Source organism: Paucibacter sp. M5-1, assembly GCF_027498415.2.
Taxonomy (GTDB): Bacteria; Pseudomonadota; Gammaproteobacteria; order Burkholderiales; family Burkholderiaceae_C; genus Roseateles_E.
Genome location: NZ_JAPZLM020000001.1, coordinates 267,966 through 286,728 on the forward strand (window position 1 = coordinate 267,966; position 18,763 = coordinate 286,728).

An 18,763-nucleotide genomic window follows, 5' to 3' on the forward strand; every position below is an offset into this window, starting at 1 on the left:
GCACCAATGAGCGCGGAGCGCTTCTACGGGCTGATCGAGCTGCTGCTGGTGTTCGGCGCCGTGATGGCCTGGGCGCTGTGGCAGTGGTGGGACTGGCGGAAATGGCGGCGCGGGCAGCGTGAGCTGCGGGAGCGGCCGCCAGACGATCCTCCGCCTCATTGATAGCCCCGCCAACCCTCGCCAGACCGTCAAGGCACAGTGCTCCAGGAATTTGCGCAAACGCATGAATGCTGGGGCGCAAACGTTTAGCGTTTTCCTTGAGCTGCCATTACACTGACATTTCCTACAATCCGTCCGGTCTCGCCTCTGCGCTTGTTCGATGTCCGTCCCTGTGGCGAGGCTGGCAGCGTGGCGAGCTGTGTTCAACCAGTCTTGATGGGTACGCAATGATCGCTCAATCCACGCTCGTCGGCGCCATGCTGGCCGCCTCCCTGTCCGCCGTTTCGCTGTCGGCGTCGGCCCAGGCTCAGCCGGCCATCATCTTCGACATGGGCGGCAAGTTCGACAAATCGTTCAACGAGTCGGCTTACCGCGGCATCGAGCGCTGGAAGCAGGAGAGCGGCAAGACCTATCTCGAGTTCGAGATCAGCAACGACACCCAGCGCGTGCAGGCGATCCGCCGCATGGCCGAGCGCGGCGCCAGCCCCATCATCTCGATCGGCTTTGCCCAGGCCTCGGCGCTGGAGCAGGTGGCCAAGGAGTTCCCGAAGTCGCAGTTCGCCATCATCGACATGGTCGTGAACCTGCCGAACGTGCAGTCGGTGGTGTTCAAGGAGCATGAGGGCAGCTTCCTGGTCGGCGCGATGGCCAGCCTGTCGAGCAAGACCGGCAAGGTCGGCTTCATCGGCGGCATGGACATCCCGCTGATCCGCAAATTCCAGTGCGGCTACGAGCAGGGCGCCAAGGTGGCCAATACCAAGGCCGAGGTGTTCAGCAATATGACCGGCACCACCGCCAGCGCCTGGAACGATCCGACGCGCGGCGGCGAGCTGGCCAAGGCGCAGTTTGCCAAGGGCGTCGATGTCGTGTTCGCCGCCGCCGGCGGCACCGGCTCGGGCGTCTACCAGGCCGCCAAGGATGCGTCCAAGCTGGCCATCGGTGTGGACAGCAACCAGAACCATATGCAGCCCGGCACGATGCTGAGCTCGATGGTCAAGCGCGTCGATGTGGCCGTCTACAACGTGCTGAAGTCCTACAAGCCGGGCCTGAGCGTGCTGGGCCTGAAGGAAGGCGGCGTCGACTATGCGATGGACCAGCACAACGCCAAGCTGGTCAGCGCCGCGCTGAAGACCAAGGTCGATGCCTACAAGGCCGACATCATCGCCGGCAAGATCAAGGTGGCCGACTACATGGCCGACAACGCCTGCAAGTACTGATCTCCCGAGAGTACGAGAGCACGAGCACTGATCCTGATGTCAGAAGCAAGCAGCGGCACACGAGTGCCTCCGGCGGTACGCCTGTGCGGGATCAGCAAGCGCTTCGGCGCGGTGCAGGCCAATCGCAGTGTGGATCTGAGTGTGGCCCCGGCCACGGTGCACGGCCTGGTCGGCGAGAACGGCGCCGGCAAGAGCACCTTGATGGCCATTCTCTATGGCTATTACCAGGCCGATGCCGGCCATATCGAGGTGGCCGGTCGCTCGGTGGCGATCGCCAACTCGCACCAGGCGATCGCGCTGGGCATCGGCATGGTCCACCAGCATTTCATGCTGGTCGAGACCCTGAGCTGTCTGGACAATGTGATGCTGGGCGCCGAGCCGGCCTTCTTCCTGGGCCGCGCCAAGCGTGAGGTGCGGGCCAAGCTGGAAGCGCTGATGCGCGACACCGGCCTGCATGTGCGGCTGGACGAGCTGGTCGGCGACCTGCCCGTCGGTGAGCTGCAGCGCCTGGAGATCCTGAAGGCCCTGTACCGCGGCGCCAAGATCCTGATCCTGGACGAGCCGACCGCCGTGCTGACCCCGCAGGAGACGCTGCAGCTGTTCGAGACCCTGCGCCGTCTGAAGGCCATGGGCACGACCATCATCCTGATCACGCACAAGCTCAAGGAAGTGATGGCCTTGTGCGACGAGGTCACGGTGATGCGTGCCGGCCAGGTGATCAAGACCAGCGCGATCGCCGACACCAGCCCGGAGGACCTCGCCGAGGCCATGGTCGGGCGCAAGGTCAATCTGGGCCGCAGCGGCGGCGCCAAGCGTGGCGACAGCCTGCGCCTGCAGGCGCAAGACCTGGCCCTGCGAGATGCGCAGGGCGTGGCCGTGCTGTCGGGCATCACGCTGCGGCTGCAGGCCGGCGAGATCGTCGGCGTGGCCGGCGTCTCGGGCAATGGCCAGAGCGAGCTGCTGGAGGTCTTGTCGGGCATGCGCGCGCCCGATGCCGGCCGGCTGAGCGTCGGCGCGGCGAGTTTCGATGCCGCCACCGCCTGGCTGGAGCCCGGCCAGGCGCGGCTGCTGAAGCTGGCCCATGTGCCGGAAGACCGTCAGGTCTGCGGCATGGTGATGAGTTTCCCGGCCTGGGAGACCGCCGCGCTGGGCTATCACGAGCAGGCGCAGTACCGCGCCGGCCCGGCCGGCTGGGCGATGAATCAGGGCCATATGCGGGCGCAGACCGCCGAGATGATGGAGCGCTTCGATGTGCGGCCGCGCGATGCGCAGCTGGGCTCGTCGAAGTTTTCCGGCGGCAACCAGCAGAAGCTGATCCTGGCGCGCGAGATCGGCCAGGCGCCGAGCGTGCTGCTGGTCGGCCAGCCGACGCGCGGCGTCGATATCGGCGCCATCGAGTTCATCCACCAGCAGCTGCGCGCGCTGCGCGACGCCGGCTGCGCGGTGCTGCTGGTCAGCTCCGAGCTCGATGAGATTCTGGCGCTGGCGGACCGGGTGCTGGTGATGAATGGCGGCCGCATCACCGGCGAGCTGGCCATCGATCAATGTGATGAGAAGAGTCTGGGCCTGCTGATGGCGGCCCAGGCGGCGGAGCCCGTGGAGTCATGAGTAGCAGTCAATCCTTGCAACTGCCGCGCTGGATGGATGTCGGCCTGTTGCCGCTGTGGAATCTGTGCGTGGCGCTCGCGGTGGCGGGCTTGGTGGTGCTGGTGATCGGGCAGAGCCCGACCCAGGCGCTGGCGGTGCTGCTGCAGGGCTCGCTGGGCAGCGTGCGCGGCCTGGGCTACACGCTGTACTACACGACCACCTTCATCTTTGCCGGTCTGGCGGTCGCGATGGCTTTTCACGGCGGCCTGTTCAATATCGGCGGTGAGGGCCAGGCCACCTTCGGCGGTCTGGGCGTGGCCCTGATGGCGCTGGCCTTGAGCGCGAGCCTGCCGGCCTGGCTGATGCTGCCGCTGCTGGTGGTCTCGGGCGCGCTGTTCGGCATGGTCTGGGCCCTGGTGCCGGCCTATCTGCAGGCCTGGCGCGGCAGCCATATCGTCATCACCACCATCATGTTCAACTTCCTGGCCAGCAGCCTGAATGTCTATCTGCTGGTCAATGTGCTGCGGCCCAAGGGCAGCATGGCGGTGGAGAGCGCGAACTTTGCCGACAGCGCCCGCATGCCGGCGCTGCACAACCTGGCGCAGAGCCTGGGCGTCGAGATGCCCTCGTCGCCGCTGAATCTGAGCCTGCTGCTGGCCCTGCTGGCCTGTGTTTTCGTCTGGTGGTTTCTGTGGAAGAGCCGCGCCGGCTATGCGCTGCGCTCGGTCGGCAGCGCGCCCAAGGCGGCGCACTATGCCGGCATCCGGCCGCGCATGCAGGTGCTGATCGCGATGGGTCTGTCCGGCGCGCTGGCCGGCATGGTGGGGGTCAACGAGATCTCCGGCGTGCAGGGCAAGCTGACCCTGGACTTTGTCGCTGGCGCCGGCTTCACCGGCATCGCGGTCTCGCTGATGGGCCGCAACCATCCGGTGGGCATTGTGCTGGCCTCGCTGCTGTTCGGCGTGCTCTACCAGGGCGGGGTCGAGGTGGCCTTCGAGGTGCCCGGCTTCAGCCGCGAGATGGTGGTGACGGTGCAGGGGCTGATCGTCTTGTTTGCCGGCGCGATGGCCATGGTCAGCGCGCCGCTGTTTGCCAAGCTGTACGCGGCCTTCCAACGCACGGCGGTGTCCCATGGATGAAGTTCTGATCGGATCCGTGCTGGCGTCCACCTTGCGCGTGACGACGCCGCTCTTGCTGTGCGCGCTGGCCGGCCTGCTGTCGGAGCGCTCCGGCGTCATCGACATCGGCCTGGAAGGCAAGATGCTGTTCGCGGCCTTTGCCGCGGCCGCTGCGGCCAGCGCCAGCCACTCGACCGGCATGGGGCTGGTGGCGGCCATCGCCGTAGCCTGCGCGCTGTCGCTGCTGCACGGCTTTGCCTGCGTCAGTCATCGCGGCGACCAGGTGATCACCGGCGTGGCGCTGAATATGGTGGCTGCCGGCCTGACCGTGGTGCTGGGCATCGCCTGGTTCGCCCAGGGCGGCCAGACCCCGCCGGTCGGCACCGAGGTGCGCCTGACGGGCTTGAGCACGGCCTATGCCGAGCCGGTGGCCGGCGACTGGTGGGGCGCGGTGATCGGCCACGGCCTGCTGAGCCATAACGTGCTGGTCTATCTGGCCTTCTTCCTGGTGGCTGCGGTCTGGTTCTTCCTGGAGCACACGAAGCCGGGCCTGCGCCTGCGTGCGGTCGGCGAAAACCCGGCCATGGTCGATGCGGCCGGCGTCTCGGTGCCGCGGCTGCGCTATGCGGCGCTGCTGATGAACGGTGTGCTGTGCGGCCTGGCCGGCAGCTATCTGACCCTGGCGCAGAACGCCAACTTCAGCCCGAACATGACGGCCGGCCGCGGCTTCATCGCGCTGGCCGCGATGATCTTCGGCAAGTGGAAGCCGGTGCCGACCATGTTCGCCTGCCTGCTGTTCGGCTTCCTGGACGCGGTGGCGATCCGGATGCAGGGCGTGGCGCTGCCGGCGCTGCTGGGCGGCGGCGAGGTGCCGGTGCAGCTGATCCAGGCCTTGCCCTATATCCTGACCGTCGTGCTGCTGGCCGGCTTCATCGGCCAGGCGCTGGCGCCCAAGGCGCTGGGCCGGCCCTATATCAAGGAACGTTGATCATGACCCTGACGCCCGAGTTGCAGCAGCGCCTGCTGGAGGCCTCGCTGCAGGCCCGCCAGCGCTCCTATTCGCCGTATTCGCGCTATGCGGTCGGTGCCGCCGTGCTCGACGAGCACGGCCTCATCCATCTGGGTGCGAATATGGAGAACGCCGCCTATCCTCAAGGCTGGTGTGCCGAGGCCACAGCCCTGGGCGTGATGCTGATGGCCGGCTCGCGCCGGGCCCAGGCGGTGCTGGTCAGCGGCCCGGGGCCCGACATCATCACGCCCTGCGGCGGCTGCCGCCAGAAGCTGCGCGAGTTCGGCGGCCCCGATCTGCTGATCATCGCGGCCGACCCGGGCGGCATCCGCCAGCAGTGGACGCTGGAGCAGCTGCTGCCCTTCAGCTTCGGCCCCGAACATTTGAAGACCTGAACTCCCGGGAGGCAAGAACAATGAACACACAAGAACAGGCGATCGCCGCCACCGTCGCCAAGCTGCAAGCCCTGTTCGGCCCGGCCCCCGAAGTGGCCGTGGTGCTGGGCTCGGGCTGGGCCGGTGCGGTCAGCCATGTCGAGGGCGCGCAAAACCTGCCCTATACCGAGCTGCCGGCCTTTCCGCAGCCCAGGGTCGAGGGCCATGTCAACGAGATCGTCGTCGGCCAGATCGGCGCCCAGCGCGTCGTGATGCTGCGCGGCCGCGCCCACACCTATGAGAGCGGCGACTGCACCGGCATGGCCGGTGCGCTGCGCAGCTTGAAGCGCTGGGGCGTCAAGGTGCTGCTGCAGACCAATGCCTCGGGCTCGCTGCGCGCCCACACGCCGCCGGGCAGCCTGATGCTGATCGCCGACCATATCAACGCGCCGCAGCGCTCGCCGCTGATCGGCGAGCCGGGCAGCGAGCGCTTTGTCGACATGAGCACGGCCTATGACGCCGAGCTGCGCGGCCATGCCAAGAAGGTGGCCCAGGCCCAGAACATGAAGCTGGGCGAGGGCGTCTATGTCTGGGCCCTGGGGCCGCAGTTCGAGACGCCGGCCGAGATCCGCATGTTCGCGGCCTGGGGCGCCGATGCCGTGGGCATGAGCACCGTGCCCGAGACCATCCTGGCCCGCCATGCCGGCCTGCGCGTGATGGGCATCGCGCTGATGACCAATATGGCCGCCGGCCTGTCGGCCGAGGCCCTGACCCATGCGCTGACCTTGCAGCAGGCCCAGGCTTCGGGCGACAGCGCGGCGAAGTTCCTGGCCCAGGTGATCGCCGGCCTGGCCGAGCTGCCCTCGCTGCGGGCCTGATGGTCATGGACCTGCATGCTGCCGCCCGCCAGGCCCTGGCCTGCCTGGATCTGACCAGCCTCAACGAAGCCGACAGCGCCGCCGATATCGAGGCCCTGTGCCGCCGTGCCCAGACCGAATTCGGCCCGGTGGCCGCAGTCTGCGTCTGGCCGCGCTTTGTCGCGCAGGCGAGGGCGTTGCTGCCGGCCACGATCAAGGTGGCGGCGGTGGCCAATTTCCCCGACGGCGCGCTCGATCTGGCGCGTGCGCTGGCCGATGTCGAGGCGATTGCGGCGGCCGGTGGCGATGAGGTCGATGTGGTGCTGCCTTACCGCGCGCTGATGGCCGGACAGGCGGCCGAAGTCGCCGAGTTTCTGGCCGAGGTGCGCCACGCCAGCCGGCCGCTGACCTTGAAGGTCATCATTGAAAGCGGCGAGCTCAGGACCGCCGAGCTGATTGCCGAGGCGACCCGTCTGGCCCTGATGGCCGGGGCCGATTTCGTCAAGACCAGCACCGGCAAGAGTCCGCTGTCGGCCACGCCGCAGGCGGCCGCCGTGATGCTCGGCGAGATCGCGGCCAGCGGCCTGCCGCATGCCGGCTTCAAGGCCTCCGGCGGCATCCGCACGGTGACCGAGGCCCAGGCCTATCTGCAGCTCGCCGCCGACAAGCTCGGCACCGCCGCGCTGACGCCGCAGCGCCTGCGTTTCGGTGCCAGCGGCCTGCTCAACGACATTCTCGCGACGCTGTCGGGCCAGGCCCCGGCGCCCGCCACCAGCGCCTACTGATGCATTCAAGAGAGGAGCGGCAGCGATGATGCTGGCTCAGGAAATCATCCGCAGCAAGCGCGACGGCGCGGCGCTGTCCGAGGCGCAGATTCAGGCTTTTGTGCGCGGCCTGGTCGATGGCAGCTGGAGCGAGGGCCAGGTTGCGGCGCTGGGCATGGCCGTGTTCCTGCGCGGCATGGGGCGCGACGAGTGCGTGGCGCTGACGCGGGCAATGATGCACTCGGGCCGGGTGCTGAGCTGGCCGGACATGCCCGGCCCGGTGCTGGACAAGCACTCCAGCGGCGGCGTCGGCGACAAAGTCAGCCTGATGCTGGCGCCGCTGGTGGCCGCCTGCGGCGGCTATGTACCCATGATTGCCGGCCGCGGCCTGGGCCATACCGGCGGCACGGTCGACAAGCTCGAAGCGATACCCGGCTACACGACGACGCCGGCCCCGGCCGAGTTCGACCGCATCGTGCGCTCGCTGGGCTGCGCCATCATCGGCCAGACCGCCGATCTGGCCCCGGCCGACAAGCGCTTTTACGCGACGCGCGACGTCACCGCGACGGTCGAGAGCGTGCCGCTGATCACCGCCTCCATCCTGTCCAAGAAACTGGCCGCCGGCCTGCAGGGCCTGGCGATGGACGTCAAATGGGGCAATGGCGCTTTTGCCGACTCGCCGGCGATGGCGCAGCAGCTGGCCCAGAGCATTGTCGAGGTGGCCAATGGCGCCGGCATGAAGACCCGGGCGCTGATCACCGATATGAACCAGGTGCTGGGCAGCGAGGTCGGCAATGCGCTGGAGATCCACGAGACCATTGCCTATCTGAGGGGCGAGCCACGCGAGCCACGCGAGCCACGCCTGCACGAGGTGACGCTGGCGCTGGCCGCCGAGATGCTGCTGCTGGGTGGCCTGGCCGGCGACGAGGCCCAGGCGCGTGCCAAGCTGCAGCGGGCGCTGGACAGCGGCGCGGCGGCCGAGAAGTTCGCAGCGATGGTCGCGGCGCTGGGCGGCCCGGCCGACCTGCTGGAGCGGCCGGCCGCCTATCTGCCCGAGGCGCCGGTGCTGCGCCCGGTGCCGGCCTTGCGGGCCGGTCGCCTGACGGCGATGCGCACCCGCGAGATCGGCCTGATCATCGTCGAGCTCGGCGGCGGCCGCCGCCAGGCCGGCGATGTGATCGATATGCGCGTGGGCCTGTCCGGCATGCGCCAGCTGGGCGACGAGCTGCAGGCCGGTGAGCCACTGGCCTGGGTGCATGCGGGCAGCGAACTCGATGCCGAGCGCGCGGTGGCTTCGCTGCAAGCGGCCTGCGAGCTCGCCGAGCCCGGCGCGCCCTGGCAGGCCTTGCCGCTGATCGCGGCGCGGGTCGGCTAGACTTTCGCCCCCGCTCCTTCTTTCTCCCCGTTCACCCCGCCATGTCCGATTCTCCCGACACCCCGCCGCGCCGCGCGATCAAGAGCTTTGTCACGCGCGCCGGCCGCATGGGCACGGGCCAGATCAAGGCCCTGGCCGAGCTAGGCCCACGCTTTGTGCTGCCCTTCAAGCCAGAGCTGCTGAAGCCGGCCGAGGTCTTCGGCCGCGAGGCGCCGCTGGTGCTGGAGATCGGCTTCGGCATGGGCGGGGCCACGGCCCAGATCGCACAAACGCTGCCGGACCATGATTTCATCGGCTGCGAGGTGCATGAGCCCGGGGTCGGCGCCTTGCTGAAGCTGATTGACGAGCAGCAGATTGCCAATATCCGCATCGTCCAGCATGACGCGGTCGAGGTGCTGGCGCAGATGATTGCACCGGCCTCGCTGGCCGGCGTGCACATCTTCTTTCCCGACCCCTGGCACAAGAAGCGCCACAACAAGCGCCGCCTGATCCAGGCCGAGTTCGTCGCCACCTTGATCCAGCACATCAGGCCCGGCGGCTATCTGCATCTGGCCACCGACTGGGAGCCCTATGCCCAGCAGATGTTGGCGGTGCTGAGTGCCGAGCCGGGGCTGGAGAACACCGCAGCGACCGGAACCGGCTATGCCGAGAAGCCGGCCTACCGGCCGTTGACCAAGTTCGAGAACCGCGGCATCCAGCTGGGCCACGGCGTCTGGGATCTGGTGTTCAAGCGCCGCTGATCTACAGCGGAGGCTGCAGCTGCGGCCTCAGCAGGCTGGCTGCAGCCAACACGACCAGAGCCAGGGCCAAGGGCACGGTGGCGATAAAGCCGGCATGCTTGAAGCCCAGCGCACCGGCCAGGCCGCCGATGAAAAAGGCCAGCACCAGGCTGGCATGGATCTTCAGGCGCCGGCGATCGGCCTGCACCCTGGGGCCGACCGGGTTCCGATTCCAGTAGAGCAGGCGCCCCAGCTCCATGCCCAGATCGGTCAGCAGGCCGGTGACATGGGTGGTGCGGATCTCGGCATTCGAGATCTTGGTGATCAGCGCATTCTGCAAGCCCATCACAAAACACAGCAGCAGCGCGGTCAGCGAGACCCGCTCGATCTGGTGCGGCAGCATCTCGCTGCCGATCAGGCCGAACACCAGCAGCAAAGCCGCCTCCAGCACCAGGGTCGGCACATAGGCCCAGACCGGACGGCGCCGGCGGCTGTAGTTGACCAGCACGGCGGTGCTGAGCGCGCCCAGCACAAAGGCCAGCACCGCGACGACGGCGCTCAGCGCCAGGCCGATCTGCCCCAGCGCGATATGGTCGGCCGCGCCCGAGACCATGCCGGTCATGTGCGAGGTGTATTGGCCCACCGCCAGAAGGCCGCCAGCATTCAGCGCGCCGGCCACAAAGGCCAGGCCGGCGCCCAGATGCAGATTGGCACGCGCGCTGCGCTGCGGGGCGGTCAGTTCGGCGAGATAGTCCACGGGCATGGGCGCGAGCATAGAGCCTGCTAGAGTGCGCGCCATGTCTGAAAGCACACAACTCGCCGGCAAGCATGTCTTGCTGGGCCTCTCGGGCGGCATCGCCTGCTACAAGTCCGCCGAGCTGGTGCGGCTGCTGATCAAGGCCGGCGCCACCGTGCAGGTGATGATGAGCGAGGCCGCCGAGGCCTTCATCACGCCGGTGACCATGCAGGCCCTGTCCAACCAGCCGGTGCTGATGAGCCAGTGGGACGCCCGCGAGCCCAACAATATGGCCCATATCAACGCGACGCGGCGCGCCGATGTGATGCTGGTGGCGCCGGCCAGCGCCGACTTCATCGCCAAGCTGGTGCAGGGCCGGGCCGACGATTTGCTGAGCCTGACCGCGCTGGCGCGGCCTGCCGAGCGCTGCCCGCTGCTGGTGGCGCCGGCGATGAACCGCGAGATGTGGGCGCACCCGGCCACGCAGCGCAATATCGCGCAGCTGCGCGCCGATGGCGCGGTCGTGCTGGGCCCCGGCAATGGCGACCAGGCCTGCGGCGAGATCGGCGATGGCCGCATGCTGGAGGCCGCCGAGCTGCGAGACGAACTGATCGCCTTCTTCCAGCCCAAGCTGCTGGCCGGCAAGCAGCTCCTGATCACGGCCGGACCGACCTTCGAGCCCATAGACCCGGTGCGCGGCCTTACCAATCGCTCCAGCGGCAAGATGGGTTTTGCGATCGCGCGCGCGGCGGCCGAGGCCGGCGCCGAGGTCACCTTGGTGGCCGGGCCTGTGCATCTGGCCACGCCGCGCGGCGTGCGGCGTGTCGATGTGCAGACCGCGTTGCAGATGTATGACGCGGTACTGCCGCGCGCGGCGGCGCACGATGTGTTCGTCGCGACCGCCGCGGTGGCCGACTGGCGGCCGGCGCAGATCAACGAGCACAAGATCAAGAAGGACGGCAGCAGCGCCAGTGCGGCGCCGAGCTTTGAGCTGACCGAGAACCCCGACATCCTGGCCGCCGTGGCGGCGCTGGCGGACAGGCCTTTTTGTGTGGGCTTCGCGGCCGAGAGCCGCGACCTGCTCAAGCATGCGCGCGAGAAGCTGCTGCGCAAGGGCGTGCCGTTGATCGTCGGCAATCTCGGGCCGGCGACCTTCGGCCGCGACGACAATGCGCTGCTGCTGGTCGATGCCCAAGGCCAGCGCGAACTCCCTCATAACGACAAACTGAGCCTGGCGCGCGAGCTGATCCGCGAGATCGCGACGCGCCTGCACGACAAGCCATGACCACGACGACTGTTGACCTGAAAGTGCTCGATGCCCGCATGGCCGAGCAACTGCCTGCCTATGCGACCCCCGGCTCGGCCGGCCTGGATCTGCGCGCCTGCCTCGATGCGGCCGTCACCTTGGCGCCGGGTCAGACGACCTTGATCCCGACCGGTCTGGCGATTCACATCGCCGACCCCGGCCTGGCCGCGCTGATACTGCCGCGCTCGGGCCTGGGCCACAAGCACGGCATCGTGCTCGGCAATCTGGTCGGCCTGATCGACAGCGACTACCAAGGGCAGCTGATGGTCAGCTGCTGGAACCGCGGCCAGAGCACCTTCGTGATCGAGCCGATGGAGCGCATTGCGCAGCTGGTGCTGGTGCCGGTGGTGCAGGCGGGTTTTCGCCGCGTCGATGACTTCGATCAGTCCGCACGCGGTGCCGGTGGCTTTGGCTCCACCGGCAAGGCCTGAGCCTCAGTGGATGGAGGCGTCCGGCGGCGCGCCGCTGACCAGGCTGAACACCGCCTCGCCGACACTGCCGGCCTCGATCTCTTCCTCGCTGGCCTCGCGCACATCGCGCACCTTCAGATGCATGCGCAGGCCGATGCCCGCCAAGGGGTGGTTGCCGTCAAGCACCACATGTTCGGGATAGACCTCGGTGACGGTATAGACACGGTCGGCCGGCATGTCTTCGCTGGCCGCACCTTCGGGCAGGCCTTCGAACTGCATGCCTTCCGAGACGTTCTCGGGCAGCACGGCGCGGCTCTCGAAACAGACCAGGGCGGAGTCGTACTCGCCGAAGGCGTCTTCGGGCTCCAGCGCCAGGCTGGCTTCGAAGCCGATCTCCTGGCCAGCCAGCGCTTCCTCGACCTTGGTGAACAGGTCGTCGCCGCCGTAGAAAAACTCCAGCGCCTCGCTCAGCTCGTCGATCAACTGGCCTTGGGCATCTTCAAGTCTCCAGCTCAGGGAGACCACACAGGGGGCGGAAATTTGCATGGGCGGGATGATCGCATACCGCGGGCAGGCCACAATCCAGGCCCATGAATATTGACCAATCCACGCCACTTCTTGGCGGTTTGTCCCCGGCGCAATTCATGCGCAGCCACTGGCAGAAGAAGCCCTTGCTGGTGCGCCAGGCCCTGCCGGGCATCACGCCGCCGGCTACGCGCGCCGAGTTGGCCCGGCTGGCTGCCAGCGAGGATGTCGAATCCCGCCTGGTGACGGCTTTCGATGGCCAATGGAGCCTGCGCCAGGGCCCTTGCCCGAAGCTGCCACCCTTCAGCAAGCCGCACTGGACCTTGCTGGTGCAGGGGCTGGATCTGCATCTGCAGACCGCGCATGACTTGCTGGCGCGCTTTCGCTTCATCCCCGAGGCGCGGCTCGATGATCTGATGATCTCCTACGCCAGCGATGGCGGCGGCGTCGGCCCGCATTTCGATTCCTACGATGTGTTTTTGATCCAGGTCCAGGGCAAGCGCCGCTGGCGCATCGGCCGCCAGCCGGACGCGCAGCTGCGCGACGATGTGCCGCTGAAGATCATCGCCAACTTCCAGCCCGAACAGGAGTTCCTGCTGGAGCCGGGCGACATGCTCTACCTGCCGCCGGGCTGGGCCCATGACGGCGTGGCCGAGGGCGAGTGCATGACCTGCTCGGTGGGCTTTCGCACGCCCTGGCGCGCCGAGCTGGCGCGCGAGCTGCTGCCGCGCCTGATGGATGATGAGACCCGGCCGCAGGCCAACCGCATGTATGCCGACCCCAAGCAGCCGGCCACCGCCGAGCCGGGCCGTGTGCCCGAGGCCTTGCTGGCCTTTGCCCGCGATGCCGCCGAGCGCGCGCTGCGCGAGCCGCTGGCGCTGGAGCGGGCGCTGGGCGAGGCGCTCAGCGAGCCCAAGCCCAAGGTCTGGTTCGAGCCCGGCGCGGTCCTGCCCGATGGCGCGGCTGCGCGGCTGGATCGGCGCAGCCGCATGTTGTACGACCATGCCCATGTCTTCATCAATGGCGAGTCCTACCGGGCCGGTGGCCGCGACGCCAAGCTGATGCAGCGCCTGGCCGATCTGCGCCGGCTCTCCGGTGCCGAGGTTGCCAAGCTCAGCGAGGGCGCGCGCGAGCTGCTGGATCAGTGGGCCGAGGACGGCTGGGTGCAACAGGATTTGTAAGAGGAGCGGGGCATGGCAGTGAGCTTGACCGAGGGCATCATCAACGGTCGCCAGGATTTTGTGCAGGCCTTGCGCGAGGGCCTGCAGTACGCAGCGGAGCAGGGCGGGCGCGAGCTGCTCTGGCTCGACGCCGATTTCGCGGCCTGGCCGCTGTCGGATCCGGCGATGCTGGAGGCCTTGAAGCAATGGGCCCTGCCACATCGGCGGCTGCGGATCGCGGCGGCCCAGTACGACGCGGTGCAGCGCCTGCACCCACGTTTTGTCCAATGGCGGCGGACCTGGGACCATGTGGTGCAGGCGGTGCAATACCAGGCCGAGGATGTCGGCGTTGGCCGGCCGGTGGGGTTGCTGATGGCGCCGGGGCTGTTCAGCCTGCGCCTGCTGGATGCTCAGCAATGGCGGGCCGCGCTATCGGTGCGAACTGCGGATGATGTGGCGTGCAGGGAATGGTTTGATGCGGTTTGGCAACGTTCGACCGAATCCTTTTCGGCAAGTACCCTGGGCCTGTAAGGAGTTTCCCCAAGTGACGCTACAATGCTGGGCTAGGCGAGGGAAGCGTTCGAGGTTTCCACGTCTTGTTCTACTGAGGCACGCTGTCGGGTGGTAGTGCGGCGCTGCTTCAAGAAATACCGGTAATTGTTTCTTCGTCTAATTGATTCTTTGAGGACACGTATGAAAAAGTCGATCCTGTTGGCCTCCCTGCTGGCTGCTGTTGCTCTCTCCGCTTGTGGCAAGAAGGAAGAGGCTCCTGTCGCCGCTGAGCCGGCTTCGGCTGCTGCTCCGGCTCCCGTCGCTGATGCGGCCAGCGCTGCTGTCGACGCTGCTTCGGCTGTCGCCGGCGCCGCTGCTGACGCTGCCTCGGCTGTCGCCGACGCTGCCGCTTCGGCTGCCAGCAAGTAATCGGTTTTCCGGTCACTGAAAGCCGCCCGGCGCAAGCCGGGCGGCTTTTCTTTTGGGTTCGCCGTTCTAATCCGTCTCAGTTCAAATCCAGCCAATCCATACCCAGGGTCTGGCTGGCCACCGGAATATCTGCCGGTGCCACGCCCAGTATCTCGGCCAGAGCCGCCGCCGCCAGCGCCGGCGAGTTATTGCGCTCGCTCAGATGCGCCGCCACCACATGCCGCAGCCCCTGATGCAGGCACTCGTTCAGCAGCGCGGCGGCTGACGCATTCGAGAGATGGCCGTGGCTGCCCAGGATGCGGCGCTTCAGGCTTGCCGGATAGCTGCTGGCCCGCAGCAAGGCCTCGTCGTGATTGCATTCGAGCAGCAGGGCGTTGCAGTGCTGCAGATGCTGCACCACCGAGGGCGTCAGCGAGCCGATATCGGTGATCACGCCCAGGCGTCGGTGGCCGTCGCTGGCGCTCAGCTGCAGCGGCTCGTTGGCATCATGCGGCACCGCGAAGGGTCGCAGCTCGATGTCGCCGATCGTCAGCCGTTCGCCGTCCTGGGTCAGGTGCAGCAGCGCCGGGTCGAAGTCCGGGCTGCCGATCGCGCGCCAGGTGCCGCGGCTGGTGAAGATCGGCAGCTGGTACTGGCGGGCCAGGCTCAGCGCGCAGCCGGCATGGTCGCCATGTTCATGGGTGATGAAGATCGCGCTGAGCTGCTCGGGAGCGCTGCCGGCGCGCGCCAGGCGACGGCCAAGCTCGCGCAGGCTGAAGCCGCAGTCGATCAGCACGGTGGTGCTGGTGATGCCCTGGCTGGCTTCGATCAGGGTGGCGTTGCCGGCGCTGCCGCTGCCCAGGCTGCAAAAACGCATCGAAAAGCCCGCTGTGTGATGGAGGTTGAACCGAGATCGAACAAGAAAAAAGCCGCCGCTGCGTCAGCAGGCGGCGGCCATGTCGGAGCTTAGGCTGCTTCAGCGCAGATCGTCCATCAGCAGGTTCAGAATGCGCTTGGCGTTCTCGTCGGTCTGCTGCTGGCCCTGGTTGTTGAGCACGCTGACCGTGCTGCGCTCGCCCTCGGACTTGACCGAGACGCGGTAGCGGTTGGCGGTCACCGCCTGCTCGCCCTTGAACAAGCGCTGGAAGAAGTTGGGCTCTTCCTTGCCGGCCTGGGTCGGGTCGGCATAGCGCAGGAAGAACAGGCCCTGGCTGCGGTCGCGGTCCTCGACGGTGAAGCCGTGGCGATCCAGCGACTGGCCGACCCGGCGCCAGGCGCGCTCGAAGCCTTCGTTGACCTGCAGCGTGTCGGGCACTTCGCTCAGCGGCCGGCTGCGCGCACCGCCGCGCGAGGGCGGCAGCTCGGACGAGGGGATCGCGACCGGTGCCGCGGCGCCCGCCACCACGGCCTTGGCCGCTTCGGTCTGGCCGCCCAGCTTGAGCATCAGGCGCGACAGCATCTCGCCTTCCAGCGATGGGTCGGCGGCGCGCGGCTGCCAGGCGGTCTGCTCGCGCTGGCTGGTGGTGTAGACCTCCTGCATGCCGCGATGGCTGATATAGATGTCGGTGCCGCCGCCGGCCACGCGCTCGATGCGGGTGCGGTACATATCACGCTCGCCGGTCGAGTAGACCGAGTCCAGTACCGTGCCTATGGTGCGGCGGATGAAGTCCTGCGGCAGCTTGGCGCGGTTTTCGGCCCAGTTGGTTTCCAGCAGGCCCACGGCGGCATCGTCCTTGACCAGCTCGAAGCCGGATTCCTGCCAGAAGGCACGCAGCTGCGGCCACAGCTGGTCGGCATTGGCCGTGCTGCGCAGCCAGCGCACCTCGCCGTTGCGCTCCAGGCTGACATTGCCGGCCGCCTTCAGTGCGACCTGGTTGCTGGGGGCTGCGGTGGCGCGCGCTGCGCCGCCACCCTGCTGCAGCGCCGAGGCGCTGACCGAGCCGCCCTGGACCTGGGAGCGGTTGTCGCGGGCCAGCTGGGTCAGGTCCGGCGGCACGTCCAGGCCGGTGGTCTGGCGGGCCGCGGTGCGGTAGTCGACCTTGTCGGAGCTCAGCATGCCGTCAAAGGAGCTGCAGGCAGCCAGCGAGGCGATCAGCGTGGTGCTCAGTGCTGTGCGGGCCAGGCGCGTGGCCTTGGCATCAATGGGAAAGGAACGGGTCACGCTAGACATCTCCGAACTGAAAGCTGGATAAACGGGAAGAACCTGGAGCAAGAAGCCCCGGGTCAGAGCAGGCCTGCTTCGCTCATGGCTTGCGCCACGCTGGCCTGGCCGGCGGCCGTCAGCGGCGTGATCGGCAGGCGCAGTGCCGACTTGCAGCGGCCCAGGCGCTCCAGCGCCCATTTGGTGGGGGCCGGGCTGGGTTCGCAGAACAGCTGCTTGTGCAAGCCCAGCAGCTGCATATGGATGCGGGTGGCCTCGCGCACATTGCCGGCCAGCGCGGCCTTGCAGAGCTCGTGCATCGCGCGCGGCGCGACATTGGCGGTGACGCTGACATTGCCATGACCGCCCAGCAGCATCAGGGCCACGGCCGTGCCGTCATCGCCCGAGTAGATCGAGAAGCCGGCCGGCGCATGCTTGATCAGGTAGGCGGCGCGCTCGATATTGCCGGTGGCTTCCTTGATGCCAATGACGCCGGGCAGGGCCGCGCAGCGCAAGCTCGTCTCGGGCGCCATATCGGCGACGGTGCGGCCGGGCACGTTGTACAACATCATCGGGATGTCGACGGCCTCGGCGATGGCCTTGAAGTGCTGGTAGATGCCTTCTTGCGAGGGCTTGTTGTAGTAGGGCACGACCGACAGCGTGCAGTCGGCGCCGACTTGCTTCGCGAAGCGGCTCAGATTGATCGCCTCGGCGGTGGAGTTGCCACCGGTGCCGGCCATGATGGGCACGCGCCCGGCCGCATGCTCGACCGCCACGCGGATGATCTCGCAATGCTCTTCGACGCTCACGGTGGGCGACTCGCCGGTCGTGCCGACCACGCCGATGCAGTCCGTGCCTTCGGCAATATGCCAGTCAATCAAGCTGCGCAGCGCGGCGTAGTCGACGCTGCCGTCCTCTTGCATCGGCGTCACAAGCGCGACGATGCTGCCAACAATCGGTGTCATGGAATTCCTCGCAATCGGCGGATTCTACTGAAGCGCGCCGGCCTCTTGGCTCAGTCCAGGCGGTAGCGCTGGAAAACCCCCGGCTCGGCGCTTTCGCGAACCGCAGCAACGCGCTGCAGATAGCGCGGGTTGACCCCGTCCAGAAAGCCGTCCTCATAGGCGACGACACGCAGCCCCGCACAGGCTTGCAGCAACTCGCCGGGTCGCAGCAGAAACTCCGGATTGGACGGTCGGCCCACACTTTGCTGGCCTTGGGTAAAGGTTTCGTAAATCAGCCAGCCGCCCGGTGCAACGGCCGCCGCGATGCGCGGCAGCAGCGGGCGCCACAGGTAATTAGTGACCAGCACCAGGTCAAACTGGCGCTCGCCCAGCGGCCAGGGGCCGGCTTCGATATCGGCCACCAGGGTTTCGGCCAGGCCGCTCAGCGCGGCCAGGGCCTGGGCATCGCGGTCCACGGCGGTGACCTGCATGCCCAGAGAAGCCAGATGGCGCACATGGCGGCCCGAGCCGCAGGCCAGGTCCAGCGCGGTGCGGCCGGGCTGGCAGGCCTGGGGCCAGCGCAGGAGCCAGGTCGAGACGGTCGGCTCGCTCATCGCGGACGCTCCTCTTTCTTCAGTGCGGCCATGGCCATGCGATCGACCAGCCCCGGCGCGAGCAACTTGAGCCAGCGGCCCAGCCGGCCCTTGGCCGTCATCACGACCTCGCGCCGGCGCGCCAGTGCGCCGTCGAGTATCAGCCGGGCGCAGGTCTGCACCGTCATCGCGCCGCGTTCGTCCATGGCACTGCGCCCGAGGGCCTCGCCGCGTGCATTGAGGCCGCGATAGCGGATCTGGGTATCGACCACGCCCGGGTAGGCCACCGTGATGCTGACGCCATCGGCCGCCATTTCGCCGCGCAGCGCCTCGAAGAAGCCGCCCATCGCGAATTTGCTCGCGCTGTAGGCGGTGCGACCGGGAATGCCCAGCAGGCCGGCCAAGCTGGATACGGCGACGATGCGACCTCGACTGGCTTTCAGGTGAGGTAGGGCGGCATGGGTAGTCCAGACGCTGCCCCAGAAATTGACACGCATCAGGCGCTCGTACCAGGCCAGGTCGACGACCTCGGCCAGCAGTGCATGGGCCGAGATACCTGCATTGTTGACCAGCACGTCGATGCGACCGTAGCGCGCGATGGCCGCTTCCACCAAGGTGCGGCAATCGCCTTGCTGTTCGACATCACAGCGTAGCGCCAGCACCTGGGCCCCGAGGGCCTCGCACTGAGCGGCCACGGCCTCCAGCTTGTCCTGGCTGCGGGCCGCCAGCACCAGGGCCAGGCCCTGCTCGTCGCGCCCTGCCCATTGCCGGGCCAGTTCGGCCCCGATGCCGTCCGAGGCACCCGTGATCACCACCACCTTCATCCCCACACTCCCTGTTCTGTCATTGGCGTGTGGATTGTGGCTGCAG

At 67.9% G+C, this 18,763-nt stretch carries 22 protein-coding genes; 15 read left to right on the plus strand and 7 right to left on the minus strand.

Features of this window, described 5'->3' with window-relative positions; translation table 11 throughout:
- The first annotated feature begins 6 nt into the window (after positions 1 to 6).
- From O5M90_RS01265 to trmB, 10 genes are all read left to right on the plus strand, one after another.
- Positions 7 to 162 carry a hypothetical protein gene (locus tag O5M90_RS01265; protein WP_171018087.1) on the plus strand — a complete coding sequence of 52 codons (156 nt, stop codon included), beginning with the start codon at positions 7 to 9 and terminating at the stop codon, positions 160 to 162.
- A gap of 224 nt (positions 163 to 386) precedes the next feature.
- A complete protein-coding gene (locus O5M90_RS01270) occupies positions 387 to 1,376 on the plus strand; it encodes a BMP family lipoprotein (protein WP_269841725.1) in 990 nt (329 codons plus the stop codon).
- Between the two features lie 36 nt (positions 1,377 to 1,412).
- Positions 1,413 to 2,984 (plus strand): ABC transporter ATP-binding protein, encoded by a 1,572-nt coding sequence (locus O5M90_RS01275; protein ID WP_269841724.1) that lies wholly within the window; start codon positions 1,413 to 1,415, stop codon positions 2,982 to 2,984.
- The gene (locus O5M90_RS01280) at positions 2,981 to 4,102 is read left to right on the plus strand and encodes an ABC transporter permease (protein WP_269841723.1); all 1,122 of its coding nucleotides are present in this window, start codon (positions 2,981 to 2,983) and stop codon (positions 4,100 to 4,102) included. Before O5M90_RS01275 ends, O5M90_RS01280 begins: the two co-directional genes overlap by 4 nt.
- The gene (locus tag O5M90_RS01285) at positions 4,095 to 5,069 is read left to right on the plus strand and encodes an ABC transporter permease (protein ID WP_262968220.1); all 975 of its coding nucleotides are present in this window, start codon (positions 4,095 to 4,097) and stop codon (positions 5,067 to 5,069) included. The genes O5M90_RS01280 and O5M90_RS01285 overlap by 8 nt, the downstream gene beginning before the upstream one ends.
- Before the next feature lie 2 nt (positions 5,070 to 5,071).
- Positions 5,072 to 5,485 (plus strand): cytidine deaminase, encoded by a 414-nt coding sequence (cdd, locus tag O5M90_RS01290; protein ID WP_137940758.1) that lies wholly within the window; start codon positions 5,072 to 5,074, stop codon positions 5,483 to 5,485.
- A gap of 20 nt (positions 5,486 to 5,505) precedes the next feature.
- Positions 5,506 to 6,342, plus strand: coding sequence for a purine-nucleoside phosphorylase (locus tag O5M90_RS01295; RefSeq protein WP_269841722.1), 837 nt, complete (start codon positions 5,506 to 5,508; stop codon positions 6,340 to 6,342).
- 5 nt (positions 6,343 to 6,347) lie between these two features.
- Positions 6,348 to 7,106: a deoxyribose-phosphate aldolase gene (deoC, locus tag O5M90_RS01300; RefSeq protein WP_269841721.1), complete on the plus strand. Its 759-nt coding sequence runs from the start codon at positions 6,348 to 6,350 to the stop codon at positions 7,104 to 7,106.
- 25 nt (positions 7,107 to 7,131) lie between these two features.
- Positions 7,132 to 8,460: a thymidine phosphorylase gene (gene deoA / locus O5M90_RS01305; RefSeq protein ID WP_269841720.1), complete on the plus strand. Its 1,329-nt coding sequence runs from the start codon at positions 7,132 to 7,134 to the stop codon at positions 8,458 to 8,460.
- A gap of 41 nt (positions 8,461 to 8,501) precedes the next feature.
- Complete coding sequence (gene trmB / locus O5M90_RS01310) at positions 8,502 to 9,200, plus strand: tRNA (guanosine(46)-N7)-methyltransferase TrmB (RefSeq protein WP_269841719.1); 699 nt, start codon at positions 8,502 to 8,504, stop codon at positions 9,198 to 9,200.
- A gap of 1 nt (position 9,201) precedes the next feature.
- Here trmB and O5M90_RS01315 read toward each other — a convergent pair whose 3' ends face one another.
- Positions 9,202 to 9,942: a YoaK family protein gene (locus tag O5M90_RS01315; protein WP_269841718.1), complete on the minus strand. Its 741-nt coding sequence runs from the start codon at positions 9,940 to 9,942 to the stop codon at positions 9,202 to 9,204.
- Positions 9,943 to 9,976: 34 nt separating this feature from the next.
- Here O5M90_RS01315 and coaBC point away from each other — a divergent pair, with 34 nt between their 5' ends.
- Positions 9,977 to 11,200, plus strand: a complete 1,224-nt coding sequence (coaBC, locus tag O5M90_RS01320) for a bifunctional phosphopantothenoylcysteine decarboxylase/phosphopantothenate--cysteine ligase CoaBC (RefSeq protein ID WP_440401782.1) — start codon at positions 9,977 to 9,979, stop codon at positions 11,198 to 11,200.
- Entirely contained in the window at positions 11,197 to 11,652 is a 456-nt protein-coding gene (dut, locus tag O5M90_RS01325) for a dUTP diphosphatase (RefSeq protein ID WP_269841717.1), read from the plus strand. Before coaBC ends, dut begins: the two co-directional genes overlap by 4 nt.
- 3 nt (positions 11,653 to 11,655) lie before the next feature.
- Here the strand turns inward: dut and O5M90_RS01330 are convergent, their stop codons facing one another.
- A complete protein-coding gene (locus O5M90_RS01330) occupies positions 11,656 to 12,177 on the minus strand; it encodes an FKBP-type peptidyl-prolyl cis-trans isomerase (protein WP_137940750.1) in 522 nt (173 codons plus the stop codon).
- Between the two features lie 44 nt (positions 12,178 to 12,221).
- Here O5M90_RS01330 and O5M90_RS01335 point away from each other — a divergent pair, with 44 nt between their 5' ends.
- The 3 genes from O5M90_RS01335 (at position 12,222) to O5M90_RS01345 (ending at position 14,237) form a co-directional block, all read left to right on the plus strand.
- Positions 12,222 to 13,337 (plus strand): JmjC domain-containing protein, encoded by a 1,116-nt coding sequence (locus O5M90_RS01335; RefSeq protein ID WP_269841716.1) that lies wholly within the window; start codon positions 12,222 to 12,224, stop codon positions 13,335 to 13,337.
- Between the two features lie 12 nt (positions 13,338 to 13,349).
- On the plus strand, positions 13,350 to 13,847 hold the full coding sequence (locus O5M90_RS01340) for a hypothetical protein (RefSeq protein ID WP_269841715.1): 498 nt from the start codon (positions 13,350 to 13,352) through the stop codon (positions 13,845 to 13,847).
- A gap of 162 nt (positions 13,848 to 14,009) precedes the next feature.
- Positions 14,010 to 14,237, plus strand: coding sequence for a hypothetical protein (locus O5M90_RS01345; RefSeq protein ID WP_137940747.1), 228 nt, complete (start codon positions 14,010 to 14,012; stop codon positions 14,235 to 14,237).
- 76 nt (positions 14,238 to 14,313) lie between these two features.
- Here O5M90_RS01345 and O5M90_RS01350 read toward each other — a convergent pair whose 3' ends face one another.
- The 5 genes from O5M90_RS01350 to O5M90_RS01370 all read right to left on the minus strand — a co-directional run bounded on the left by O5M90_RS01350 (position 14,314) and on the right by O5M90_RS01370 (position 18,717).
- Positions 14,314 to 15,093, minus strand: a complete 780-nt coding sequence (locus O5M90_RS01350) for an MBL fold metallo-hydrolase (RefSeq protein WP_269841714.1) — start codon at positions 15,091 to 15,093, stop codon at positions 14,314 to 14,316.
- Positions 15,094 to 15,192: 99 nt separating this feature from the next.
- The gene (gene bamC, locus O5M90_RS01355; RefSeq protein ID WP_269841713.1) at positions 15,193 to 16,386 is read right to left on the minus strand and encodes an outer membrane protein assembly factor BamC; all 1,194 of its coding nucleotides are present in this window, start codon (positions 16,384 to 16,386) and stop codon (positions 15,193 to 15,195) included.
- A gap of 53 nt (positions 16,387 to 16,439) precedes the next feature.
- Positions 16,440 to 17,321 carry a 4-hydroxy-tetrahydrodipicolinate synthase gene (gene dapA, locus O5M90_RS01360; RefSeq protein ID WP_137940745.1) on the minus strand — a complete coding sequence of 294 codons (882 nt, stop codon included), beginning with the start codon at positions 17,319 to 17,321 and terminating at the stop codon, positions 16,440 to 16,442.
- 50 nt (positions 17,322 to 17,371) lie between these two features.
- The gene (locus O5M90_RS01365; RefSeq protein ID WP_269841712.1) at positions 17,372 to 17,914 is read right to left on the minus strand and encodes a class I SAM-dependent methyltransferase; all 543 of its coding nucleotides are present in this window, start codon (positions 17,912 to 17,914) and stop codon (positions 17,372 to 17,374) included.
- Entirely contained in the window at positions 17,911 to 18,717 is an 807-nt protein-coding gene (locus tag O5M90_RS01370; protein WP_269841711.1) for an SDR family oxidoreductase, read from the minus strand. The genes O5M90_RS01365 and O5M90_RS01370 overlap by 4 nt, the downstream gene beginning before the upstream one ends.
- Positions 18,718 to 18,763 lie beyond the last annotated feature (46 nt).